Genomic DNA, 12,045 nt, shown 5'->3' with positions numbered 1-12,045 from the left:
AGCCCTCCCCCCTCTCAGTACCGCGGATGCACCAACGTCGAAGCCCGCAACCCCGCCACACGCATCCGCGCGGCGGCCCGCGCGTCCGCCGCCAGCGCCGCCTGGGTGAGTGTCCGCAGCCGAGGCCCGGTCGCCCCGTCCAACCGCAGCCGGGGGGCGGGCGGCCCGGCCGTCGCCAGCACGAACCCCCAGTCCCGCGGGGTCCGCGCCGCCCCCGACGCCGTACGGTCCGGTCCGGCCGCGAAGCCGGCGGCACGGCCGGACACGCGGTAGGGCGCCGTGTGGAGTCCTGCGGCCCGGATGGTCGTCTCGACGGTCCAGAACGCGCGTGGCCGGGAGGAGACCGGCCCGCCGTGCACGACCAGCCGGCCGCCGTCGGTCAGCACCTGCCGGGCCAGCCCGTAGAACTCCTGCGAGTAGAGCTTCGTACTCGCCGTGATGCCGGGATCCGGCAGATCCGAGACGACCACGTCGTACGCGGCCCGCGCGCCGCGCAGCAGCCCGAAGGCGTCCGCCGTCGTCACATGGACGCGTGGGTCGTCGAACGCGTGCGCGTTCAGGGCGGCGAGGGCCGGGTCCAGGCGCGCCAGCCGCACCACGCCCGCGTCGAGTTCGACGACGTCCACCCGCCGTACGCCCAGATACCGCAACACCTCCCGCGTGGCGAGCCCGTCGCCGCCGCCGAGGACGAGCACGCGCGCGTGCGGGCCGTTCATCGCGGGGTGGACGAGCGCCTCGTGGTAGCGCCGCTCGTCGCGCCCGCCGACCCGCAGCCGGCCGTCCAGGAACAGGTTCAGCGGCCGGCCGTCCGTGCCGCCGGTGAGAACGATCTCCTGTACGCCGGTCCGCAGCGCCACGCGTACGTCGTCGCCGTACACCGCGTGGCGGGCGGCGCGTTCGAAGTCGTCGACGAGTACGGCCGCGGCGGCCAGGATCGCGATCACGGTCACGTTCGCCACCACCAGCAGCCAGCGTCCGCGCCGGGTGAGGTCCCGCCGGAACAGGCCGAGGACGAGGGCGCCGCCGACCAGCGCGTTGACCGAGCCGGTGAGCAGGGCGCCGGTGAGCTGGCCCAGCCAGGGGAGCAGGAGAAAGGGGAAGGCCAGCCCTCCGACCAGTGCGCCGACGTAGTCGGCGGCGAACAGGTCGGCGACGGCGCCGCCCGCGTCCTGTCGGCGGATGCGCTGGATCAGCTCCATGAGCAGCGGCACCTCGGCGCCGATGAGCAGCCCGATGGCGAGCGAGAAGGTCACCAGCAGCACCCGGGGGCCGTTCGCCCACAGGCCGCCCCAGTCGCCGGTCCACGCGAACACCGCGTACAGGGCCATCGCGCTGCACCCGCCGACGAGCGCGAGTGCCGCCTCGACCGCGCCGAAGCCTGCTGCGGCGCGGCAGCGCAGGCGCTTCGCGGCGAGCGAGCCGATGCCCATCGCGAACACCATCACGGAGAGGACGACGGACGCCTGGGTGACCGAGTCGCCGATCAGGTACGAGGCGAGCGCGACGAGTTCCAGTTCGTACACCAGTCCACAGGCCGCACAGACGAAGACCCCGGCGAGGACCAGGAACCGGCCGGTGCCGGGCCGGACGGGCAGCCGCGCGGGGCTGTCCCAGGACGAGGGACTGCCCCAGGACGGGGGGCTGCCCGGCGGCGCCGGCACGTGCGGTTCGATCACGCTGGGAACGCTACGTCACACTCTCTGTACGCTTCGTCACCCACACGTGTGGTCTCTGTTTACGCTGAGAATCTCGGTGTGGCCGCCGCCCGGGCTCCGCCCCGGCCCCTCGGAGAAGCCGCCGCCACCCGTACCCCCACCCGCGTCCTGGTCGCGACCAGCTGCCCGTCCTGCGGATAGGCGTGCCAGGTCCGCCAGTGCACCTGCCCCTCGTGCCGCTGGGCCAGCATCGCGGTGAAGGCGTGCGGACTGCCGGGGAAGACACCCGCCAGGCCGTTCGGATGGTCGGCTACCAGGGCCAGCAGTTCCTGGGCGCGTCCCGCGAACGACTCCGGCGACAGGACCTCGACTCTCGCCGCGAACTCGTACTCCCAGTTCCCGACCCGTTTGGCCACGCCGAGCGGGAGGGGGGTGCTGGAACCCGGGATACACGCGACCGTCTCCGAACAACTGCTCTGTCGCTCCTCCAGGAGCACCTGGTGGGAGGCGCCGAGGAGTCTCAACTGGAGTTTTGCGTCCGCGAGTTCGAGGTCGAGGGTGGCGAGGGCGGGCAGCGGCTCCCGGCCCAGGGCCCAGGCGAGGTCGGCCGCGCGCGTGTCGGTGTAGGCGGTGTTGAGGGTCGTGAGCATGGATCGGCTCCGCAAGCACGCAAAGGGAGGTGTGAATGAGCAAGGTGTGGCTGAGCAAGGTGTGGGTCCGGCGCGCTCCGGTCGACACGGGTCGACGCCGGGAGATCAGCCCAGTCGAGGAACGTCCGGGGACAGGGGACGTCCGAGGGGCTGTGTTAGTGATTTAGAGGGAATCATGAACAGTGGCGCCGTCACAGTGTTTTTACCCAACTTCGTGGGGTTTCCATCCCTCAGAGGGCTTCACAGCTCAACTGTTCAACCCCGGCGTACGCCCGAGCGTGCGAAGAACGCCCACAAGCGGGTCGTACGAGCGCCCGCCGGGACGACGTGGATGTACGCGTCGTCCCGGCGGGCGCTCCCCCCGTTGTCCGGATGCGGTTCCCCCTATTGGAGCTCAGCTGCCCCGTGTCAGCTGCCTCCGCCGCATCCGCCCCCGCCTCCCCCGCAGGAGGACCCGCCGCCGCACGACGAGCCCCCTCCGCAGGAAGAACTCGAACCGCACGACGCGCTGCTCCCCGAGTCGCCGGTGCTGCTGGAGCCCGCCGCGCCGCCGGCCCACCAGCTGTCCCTGGTCCTGTTCCTGCTGCTGCTTCCCCGGCTCCTCAGCGAGGGCCTCCGTGCGGCCCGGGCCGTCGCGGTCACGGCGATGAACATGCCTGCCAGGATGACAAGGGCGATGATGGCGAAGGCCATGACGTCACCCTCCTTTCGTTCCCCCGAGGCGGCCCCCCGTGGGCGCCTCGCCGTCTTGCGTGACGAGGGGATGCCCGCGTGTCTCACCTGCCAAAGCAGAGTTGAGGAAGTCCAGAGCTTCGGCGCAGGATGACGACCATGACCAGCAGCGAACGCCCCCTCCTCAACCGCCGGCTCGCCGAGTTCGGGACGACGATCTTCGCCGAGATGTCGGCGCTCGCCGTCGCCACCGGCTCGATCAACCTCGGCCAGGGTTTCCCGGACACCGACGGCCCCGAGGAGATCCGCGAGGCGGCCGTACGGGCGCTGCGCGACGGCCGCGGCAACCAGTACCCGCCTGGTCCGGGCGTCCCCGAGCTGCGTACGGCGATCACGGCGCACCAGGAGCGCCGGTACGGGCTGTCGTACGACCCCGACCGCGAGGTGCTGGTGACGGCGGGCGCGACGGAGGCCATCGCGGCGGCCCTGCTGGCCCTGGTGGAGCCCGGTGACGAGGTGGTCGCCCTGGAGCCCTACTACGACTCCTACGCGGCGTGCATCGCGATGGCGGGCGGCACACGCGTACCGGTCACGCTGCGCCCCCACGAGGGCGCGTTCCGCCTCGACCTGGACGAGCTGCGGGCGGCGGTGACACCCCGAACCCGCCTGCTCCTGATCAACACCCCGCACAACCCGACGGGCACGGTCCTGACCCGCGAGGAGCTGACCGCGATCGCGCAGCTCGCCGTGGAACGCGACCTGCTGGTGGTGACCGACGAGGTGTACGAGCACCTGGTCTTCGACGACGCCGGACATCTGCCGCTGGCCACCTTCCCGGGGATGCGCGAACGGACGGTCTCTATCGGGAGCGCCGGGAAGACGTTTTCGTTCACCGGATGGAAAGTGGGCTGGGTCACATCGACGCCGGAGCTGGTCACGGCGGTGCGCTCGGCGAAGCAGTTCCTGACGTATGTGGCGTCCGGGCCCTTCCAGTACGCCGTCGCGGAGGCACTGGCCCTCCCGGACACGTATTTCGAGGCGTTCCGTGAGGACATGCGGGCCAAGAGGGACCTGCTGTCGGCGGGCCTGAAGGCGGCGGGCTTCGAGGTCTTCAGCCCCTCGGGCACCTACTTCATCACCACCGACATCCGCCCCCTCGGCGCTGTGCTGTCCGAAGGCGGCGACGGCTTCGCCTTCTGCCGCGCCCTGCCGGAACGGGCCGGCGTGGTCGCCATCCCGAACGCGGTCTTCTACGACCACCGGGAAGAGGGCGCACCCTTCGTCCGCTTCGCCTTCTGCAAGCGGACGTCGGTGCTGGAGGAGGCCGTAGGGCGCCTGAAGCGGCTGGGGTGATCCCGGAAACGGCGAGAGCCCGGCCTCCGTGGCCGGGCTCCTCCGCGTACAGGCAGAACTACGGGGACTACGCCTCGTCGTCCTCGGGCTTCTCCGCCTCGTCGATCTCCTCTTCGAGGCCGAGCTGCTCGACGAGCCACTTGTCGAACTCGATCGCGGCCCGCACCCAGCTCACCGTCGACGACACGAAGTGCTCCAGGCTGACGCCGGTCCCGATCAGCATCTGCGCCTCGCCGATCAGGCGCACGGTGCCGTCGTCGTGCGTGTGGCTGTAGACCTTGGGCCACAGGGTCCGCCGGTTCCAGTCGTCGATCGACTCCAGAAGCGCGGGCTTCACCTCGATCTGGTGCGGCCGGTCGTAGAAGGTCCGAACCGAGAAGACCTGCTGGTCACCCTCACCACGGAACATGAAGTACGTACGGAACTGCTCCCACGGCGCCGCGAGGTCACCCTCGTCGTCAAGGACGTACTTCAGCTCCATCTGTTCGAGGAGCTGCTTCACAAGGTCCTGATCCGGGACGACGGGGCCTGTCGGTCCCTGCTGCGGCTCGGGCTGGCCCCCGAAGTTAGGGATCGAGGACGGGTCGATGGTCATACGTGAACACTCCTGCAGTCGTCTGGCTCGTCCGGCCATCGCTGAGACCAGACGTACACTCCCCACCCTCTCTTGCTTCGCCCCCGACCGGCAACAGCCGCCCTCGTGCGCCGACCGTGAGCGTCCGAAAACAGCGTGCCGCAGCCAGTGGCTACAGCGTCTTGCCCGTGGTCGGCCCCACGATCAGCCCGTCCCCGAAGGCGTCCACCCGTACCGTGTCGCCATCCTTGACCTCGCCCGCCAGGATCTCCTTGGCGAGGCGGTCGCCGATCGCCGTCTGGATGAGGCGGCGGAGCGGGCGGGCGCCGTAGGCCGGGTCGTTTCCCTCCTCGGCGAGCCAGGCCAGGGCGGCCGGGGTGACGTCCAGGGTGAGACGGCGTTCGGCCAGACGCTTGGCGAGGCGGTCGATCTGGAGGCCCGCGATGCGCTCCAGCTCCTCCTTGTTCAGGGCGGAGAAGACGACCATGTCGTCCAGGCGGTTCAGGAACTCCGGCTTGAAGGAGCTCCGGACCACCTCAAGCACCTGCTGCTTCTTCTCCTCCGCCGACGTCAGCGGCTCGACCAGGAACTGACTGCCCAGGTTCGACGTCAGGACGAGGATCGCGTTGCGGAAGTCGATGGTCCGGCCCTGGCCGTCCGTGAGGCGGCCGTCGTCGAGGACCTGGAGGAGGACGTCGAAGACCTCCGGGTGGGCCTTCTCGACCTCGTCCAGGAGCACCACGCTGTAGGGGCGGCGCCGCACCGCCTCCGTCAGCTGGCCGCCCTCCTCGTAGCCGACGTACCCGGGCGGGGCGCCGACGAGGCGGGCGACGGTGTGCTTCTCGCCGTACTCCGACATGTCGATGCGGACCATCGCCCGCTCGTCGTCGAAGAGGAAGTCGGCCAGTGCCTTCGCCAGTTCCGTCTTGCCGACGCCTGTCGGACCGAGGAAGAGGAAGGAGCCGGTCGGGCGGTCCGGGTCCGCGATGCCCGCGCGTGTCCGCCGTACGGCGTCCGAGACCGCCTGGACCGCCTCCGACTGGCCGATCAGGCGGCGGCCCAACTCCTCCTCCATGCGCAGGAGTTTCTGGGTCTCGCCCTCCAGGAGACGGCCGGCGGGGATGCCGGTCCAGGCGCCGACCACGTCCGCGATGTCGTCGGGGCCGACCTCCTCCTTGACCATGGTGTCCTTGGAGGCCTCCTCCTCGGCCTCCGAGGCTTCCTCCAGGTCCTTTTCCAGGGTGGGGATCTCGCCGTAGAGGAGCTTGGACGCGGAGTCGAAGTCGCCGTCGCGCTGGGCGCGTTCGGCCTGGCCGCGGAGTTCGTCGAGCTTCTCCTTCAGCTCACCGACCCGGTTGAGGGACTGCTTCTCCTTCTCCCAACGGGCCGTCAGACCGCGCAACTCCTCCTCCTTGTCGGCGAGATCACGGCGCAGCCGTTCCAGGCGCTCGCGCGAGGCCGGGTCGGTCTCCTTGTCCAGCGCGAGTTCCTCCATCTTCAACCGGTCCACGGCGCGCTGGAGTTCGTCGATTTCGAGGGGGGAGGAGTCGATCTCCATGCGAAGGCGTGACGCCGCCTCGTCGACCAGGTCGATCGCCTTGTCGGGGAGGAAGCGGGAGGTGATGTAGCGGTCGGAGAGGGTCGCCGCCGCGACCAGCGCGCTGTCGGCGATGACGACCTTGTGGTGGGCCTCGTACCTGCCCTTGAGGCCGCGCAGGATCGCGATCGTGTCCTCGACGCTCGGCTCCGCCACCAGGACCTGCTGGAAGCGGCGCTCCAGGGCGGGGTCCTTCTCGATCCGCTCCCGGTATTCGTCCAGCGTGGTCGCGCCGACCATCCGCAGCTCGCCGCGGGCCAGCATCGGCTTCAGCATGTTGCCGGCGTCCATCGCGGAGTCGCCGCCGGCGCCCGCGCCGACGACCGTGTGAAGTTCGTCGATGAAGGTGACGATCTGGCCGTCGGAGTCCTTGATCTCCGCCAGGACCGTCTTCAGGCGCTCCTCGAACTCGCCCCGGTACTTCGCCCCGGCAACCATCGCACCGAGATCCAACGACACCAGCCGCTTGTTCTTCAGGGACTCCGGTACGTCGCCCTTGACGATGCGCTGGGCGAGGCCCTCGACCACGGCTGTCTTGCCGACGCCGGGTTCGCCGATGAGGACCGGGTTGTTCTTCGTCCGGCGGGACAGCACCTGGACGACCCGGCGGATCTCCTGGTCACGGCCGATGACCGGGTCGAGCTTGCCCTCCCGGGCGGCGGCCGTGAAGTCCGTACCGAACTTCTCGAGCGCCTTGTACTGGCCCTCGGGGTCGGCTGTGGTCACGCGACGCCCTCCCCTGCTCTTCTGGAACGCGTCCAGCAGCTTCTTCGCGCCGGCGCCCTGCTGGGAGAGTACGTCCCCGGCGGGGCCGCCCTTCGCGGCGATGCCGATGAGGAGGTGCTCGGTGGAGAGGTACTCGTCGCCAAGCTCCTTCGCCCGTTCGGCCGCATCGGCGATGACCGAAAGAAGTTCCCGGTTGGGCTGTGGGGGTGCGACGGTCGAGCCGGTCACGCTGGGCAGGCTCGCGAGGACGCGCTCGGCGCCCGCGCGTACGGCCGCCTGGTCGGCGTCGGCCGCGGCCAGCAGGTCGGTGATGTTCTCGTTGTCCTCACCGGCGAGCAGCGCCAGCAGCAGGTGCGCGGGTGTCAGGTCCGGGTGCCCCCCGGACACGGCCCTGCTGGTGGCCGCGTTGATCGCGTCCCGGCTCCTGTTGGTCAGCTCGGCGTCCACGGTCGCTGTCTCCCTTCCACTTCGTGACTGACACAGCCAACGTACACAAAGTTGAGTCTATTCCACTCAAGGTGCGAGTGGGGGTACGGCCGGACAGACGGAAAACCGCCCATCCTGGATGACGGATGGACGGCGGAAACAGCAACGGGGAACGGCTACTTTCAGCCAAGGAGATGGGTGCATTACCCGTGCCGAGTGGCACCCAAACCCCGATATTTCACCAGAAATAGCAGCGGCGTCACCGTGTTCAGGTCACGGTGACGCCGCTACTGGGGGGAAGCACCTGAGCGATCTACTGCGACGGGGGAATCGCGTCAGGCACTGCGGGGGGTGGCTGAGATGGTCTGTACGTCCTGGATATCGGGGATATCCGGGATGTCGGGGTGGTCCAGCCGGTGATCGCGCTGATCCAGGTTCACAAAGATCATTCCGTACCGAATCGCACACCGTACGGGCTGCGGCGCCCCCCGAGGCCGCCGCAGACACCGGTATGCCCTCACGTCCTCTTCGTCGTCCCGCGTCACGACGACCGGCTCTCCGAACACGGTCACCATCAGCGAGTCACCGCTGTGGGGGACGGCGGTGACCAGGTCGATGAAGTGCCAGCCGGAGCGGTAGGCTGACGCCATTTCTCGACGGAAAGAGCGATCGTCCGGAGGGGTGGTCATACGTCCGCTTCCACCGGAGTCGAGTCCCAGCCACTGTCTGCCGGAAACACCGAACTCGCGGCCTGTACGGAGTCCCAGCCACTGTCTGCCGGAAACACCGGATCCGTGGCCTGTACGGAGTCCCAGCCGCTGTCAGGCGGAGGGACCGCCGGATCGGCCAGCCCTGAACCTCCAAGAGCACCGACAGCCACTGCGACGGAGAAGACGGTGGCAAGTACTGAACCAAGCAATCTCACGCGCATAGTCGGCTTCGTCCTAACTCGATCGAATCTTCTCCCCCGTCGCAACAAGACGATGGCTTATTCAGGCACGTCAATGCCACAGGAGCGATGCATCATGTTCCTGCACGTTCAGGACCCTGGGGGGTGGAGAAATGACAACTAAAGACACCAAACCGGCACATTCCCACGCTGTCACTGAGTTGTGCGACGAAGGGACGCGGATCTACGCCAGCGCTCTGCGCTCAGGAAAAATCACCCGCGGAGAGGTGGAACCAGCTCCGTGCCTGCTTGAGTTCGCGCTGCTCCATCCTGATCCGGATGACGCGAACTGGCTGCGTCCGGTTCCGCCGGCTGTCGCCCTCGCGCAGCGACTGCATCCACTGGAGCGCGAGATCCAGGAGACCCGGCGCCATACGGTCGAGCTGACCGATGCCTTCGACCCGTTTATCGCGATCAGTACCCAGAGCCAGGCGAGTATCCACGCCATCACCGTGCTGGAAGGCTTCGACCGGATCAACACGGCGCTGGACTATGCCAACGCCGAGTGCCATACCGAGATGCTCACCATCCAGCCCGGCGGTGGCCGGCACGCCGACACCCTGATGCAGGCCCTGGAGCGCGACAGGCCACTCACCGACCGCGGGGTCAGGATGCGCACCCTTTATCAGCACACCGCCCGGCACAGCCAGAGCACACTGGCCTACATCGAGCACATATCCGACGGCAAGATCCAGGTCCGTACGCTGGAAGAGCTCATCGAACGCCTGATCATCTTCGACCGGACAGTTGCCTTCATCCCCGCGAGTGACGACCGGCGTGTCGCTCTCGAACTCCGACACCCCGGACTCGTCATGTACCTCAGCAAGGTCTTCGAGCAGCTCTGGCAGCGCGCGGTCCCCTTGACTGAGAACGTCCCGAACGATGTCGACCCCAACGGCATCACCCCCGTCCAGCACTCCATCGCCAAGCTCCTCATCGAGGGCCACGTCGACGAGGCCATCGCACGCCGCCTCGGAATGAACGTACGCACCTGCCGCGCCCACATCGCCAAGCTGGCCACCTCCCTGGGCAGCGGCAGCCGCGCCCAGCTCGGGTTCCTGATCGCGCAGTCGGGGATCCTGGACCAGGACCGCTGAGGAGAGCCACGACGTGACCTCGGCCACCCACCCGGACCACGGCCTGGAAGAGCTGTGCGAACCGGCATCGATGCTTTACCAGCGCGCCCTGCGAGAAGGCCACGTACCGAGTGCCGACGCGGGCGACGCTCCTTGTCTGGTCGACCTCGGGCTGCTGCACCCGGTCGTCGACGACCTGAGCCGGTTGGAGCCCGTCGCCCCGTCGGTCGCCCTGCACCGGCTGCTGCGCGGCGCGGCGGAGCGCATCGCCGACGATCAGCATCCTTCTCAGCAACAAGCGGACCAACCAGGCCATCACCGAGGCCATGGCCGCCGCCTCCCGGGAACTTCTCTCCATCCAACCGAGCATCGAGTACGGCAACGAGAACAGCGGACGGGCGCATGTCGTCGCCATGGACCGGGACCAGGCCCTACTCGACCAGGGCGCCCGCATTCGTACTCTCTACCAGGCTACGACGCGCCACCAGCCCCTCGTCTTCGCCCGCTACGAGAAGCTGAGAGGGGACGCGGAGGCCCGCTATCTGGACGAGATCACCGACCGCATCCTCATCATCGACCGGACCGTCGCCTTTATTACCGACCGGACGCGCCCGACAGACTCCAACGTCGCCCTCGAAATCCGCCAGCCGGCGATCATCGCGTACTTCGTGAACACCTTCGAACGGCTGTGGCAGTTGGCCACCCCGATGTACCCCCAGGCCGTCCAACGCCCGTCCCTCAACGGTGTCACCCCCCGCCAACGGACCATCGCCGCCCTCCTCGTCGAGGGCCACACCGACGCCGTCATCGCGAACCGCCTCGGCTTGAACGTCCGTAGCGCCCGCGTCCACATCGCCAAACTCGCCACCACCCTCGGCAGCGAGAGCCGCGCCCAACTCGGCTACCTCATCGGGCAGTCGGGGATTCTGGAGCCGGAGCTGGGGCCGGAGTCGTCGGTGGAACCGTCGGCGCCGGAAGGCTGAGCGTCGCGTCGCCGCCCGGCTCGGCGACGGCCGGCGGCCTGTCCAGTCCCGCCTGTGCGATCCGCACCCCCAACTGCGTCCGGCTCGCCGCCCCCAGCGTCTCCGAGAGCCGGGCGATGTGTGCCCGGCAAGTCCGCACGCTGATGCCCAGCCGCTCCGCGACCACCGCGTCCTGGTGGCCCTCCGCGAGTAGCGCGGCAATCGACCGCTCTCGGTGCGAGATGCCCTCGATGCCCGTATCGGGGAGCGGGGCCGTCAGCGGGATCGCCAGGCGCCACAGGCGGTCGAAGACCGTGCCGAGGTAGCGCACCAGCGCCGGGTGGCGGATCTCCAGCGCGACCGTCCGCTCCGCGTTCGCCGGGATGAAGGCCACCGTGCGGTCGAAGAGGATCAGCCGCTCGACCACCTCGTCGAGGGTGCGCGCCTCGGCGGCTCCACCCACCAGTTCGAGGTAGTTGAGCAGTCCCTGTCCGTGCCGGGCCACATGGTTGTACAGGCCCCGCATCCGTACGCCGCGCTCGCGCAGTTCGAGCGCCCGGTGCAGGCCCTCCGAGAGTTCGTACTCGCGGCGGATACCGCCCGGCTGGACGGTGAGCACCTCGGTCGTGCACGCCTGGGTCGCCGCGTCCATCGCGGTCTGGATACGGGCGAGACCGTCCAGGACGCGCAGGGCCGTGCCCTCGCCGAAGCCGGGGCCACCGCCGGTCCCGGAACCGGAGCCGGCGTACTGGCTCTCCTCACGGAGGGAGGTGTACCGCTCGAACGCCTCGACCGCCGAGCCCACGCGCCGCTGGCTCGCGCTGACCTCGTCGTAGACGCCGCGCAGCAGCCGGGTCATGACCTCCTGCGGGGAGGTCGGCACCAGCCAGGCCATGTCGTCGGGATCGGGGTGCAGCAGGGCGAGTTCGAGCAGGCACGGCACTGTCTCGGCATCCCGGCGCAGCACACGGCCCCGCCGTACGGCCCGGGAATATATGCGATCCCCGGCCTCGCACAGTCGGTCAGCACCGTGTGGATGCTCGTCCGTCCCGTGCCCGGCCATCGCCCCGTCCCACCACTGGATCCAGCACTTCGCAGCGCCACTATGCGCGGCCCGGACGTGGTCCGCAACACGGCCAGGTCCCTCGCGCGTCCCCAATCCCCTTACTATGTCCGACTTTCGACCCTCCTCCGCCCGTGCTACTGCAACAAGCTGACGGTGGTGGGACGTTACTCGTGGGGCCATTGTTGGAAGCGCTTCCACGGGCGGGACGGGGGCGCCATCGGCGCAAACGGGGGAAACGTCCTGCGCGATCCGATACTCACAACATTTTCCGCCTGCGCCAGACTCTTCGTACGCAAGAGAGCTGACATGTGCACTACACCTTTGGGGATTCCATGCACC

General features: G+C 69.1%; 8 protein-coding genes and 1 pseudogene. 3 read left to right on the top strand and 6 right to left on the bottom strand.

Annotation, left to right across the window (positions count from 1 at the left end):
* Positions 1–14: 14 nt before the first annotated feature.
* Positions 15–1,676, bottom strand: a complete 1,662-nt coding sequence (locus tag OG734_RS25550) for a polyamine aminopropyltransferase (protein ID WP_330289817.1) — start codon at positions 1,674–1,676, stop codon at positions 15–17.
* A 59-nt stretch (positions 1,677–1,735) separates the two neighbouring features.
* The gene (locus OG734_RS25545) at positions 1,736–2,305 is read right to left on the bottom strand and encodes a DUF2617 family protein (protein WP_330289816.1); all 570 of its coding nucleotides are present in this window, start codon (positions 2,303–2,305) and stop codon (positions 1,736–1,738) included.
* Positions 2,306–3,127: 822 nt separating this feature from the next.
* Here OG734_RS25545 and OG734_RS25540 point away from each other — a divergent pair.
* Positions 3,128–4,330, top strand: coding sequence for a pyridoxal phosphate-dependent aminotransferase (locus OG734_RS25540; protein WP_330289815.1), 1,203 nt, complete (start codon positions 3,128–3,130; stop codon positions 4,328–4,330).
* A gap of 67 nt (positions 4,331–4,397) precedes the next feature.
* Here OG734_RS25540 and OG734_RS25535 read toward each other — a convergent pair whose 3' ends face one another.
* The 3 genes from OG734_RS25535 to OG734_RS25525 all read right to left on the bottom strand — a co-directional run bounded on the left by OG734_RS25535 (position 4,398) and on the right by OG734_RS25525 (position 8,342).
* Positions 4,398–4,925 carry a YbjN domain-containing protein gene (locus OG734_RS25535; RefSeq protein WP_330289814.1) on the bottom strand — a complete coding sequence of 176 codons (528 nt, stop codon included), beginning with the start codon at positions 4,923–4,925 and terminating at the stop codon, positions 4,398–4,400.
* A 151-nt stretch (positions 4,926–5,076) separates the two neighbouring features.
* Positions 5,077–7,674, bottom strand: coding sequence for an ATP-dependent chaperone ClpB (gene clpB, locus OG734_RS25530; RefSeq protein WP_330289813.1), 2,598 nt, complete (start codon positions 7,672–7,674; stop codon positions 5,077–5,079).
* Positions 7,675–7,988: 314 nt separating this feature from the next.
* The gene (locus tag OG734_RS25525; protein WP_330289812.1) at positions 7,989–8,342 is read right to left on the bottom strand and encodes a hypothetical protein; all 354 of its coding nucleotides are present in this window, start codon (positions 8,340–8,342) and stop codon (positions 7,989–7,991) included.
* Positions 8,343–8,715: 373 nt separating this feature from the next.
* On the opposite strand from OG734_RS25525, the gene OG734_RS25520 reads away from it, so the two are divergent.
* A complete protein-coding gene (locus tag OG734_RS25520; protein WP_330289811.1) occupies positions 8,716–9,699 on the top strand; it encodes a helix-turn-helix transcriptional regulator in 984 nt (327 codons plus the stop codon).
* 13 nt (positions 9,700–9,712) lie between these two features.
* Positions 9,713–10,661, top strand: a pseudogene (locus OG734_RS25515) (helix-turn-helix transcriptional regulator).
* Here OG734_RS25515 and OG734_RS25510 read toward each other — a convergent pair.
* On the bottom strand, positions 10,585–11,703 hold the full coding sequence (locus tag OG734_RS25510; protein ID WP_330289810.1) for a helix-turn-helix transcriptional regulator: 1,119 nt from the start codon (positions 11,701–11,703) through the stop codon (positions 10,585–10,587). The pseudogene OG734_RS25515 and the gene OG734_RS25510 sit on opposite strands and share 77 nt — an antisense overlap.
* Between the last annotated feature and the right edge of the window lie 342 nt (positions 11,704–12,045).

Source organism: Streptomyces sp. NBC_00576, from assembly GCF_036345175.1.
In the GTDB taxonomy this organism is placed as follows: domain Bacteria; phylum Actinomycetota; class Actinomycetes; order Streptomycetales; family Streptomycetaceae; genus Streptomyces.
This window is presented reverse-complemented; position numbering and strand designations above follow the sequence as displayed.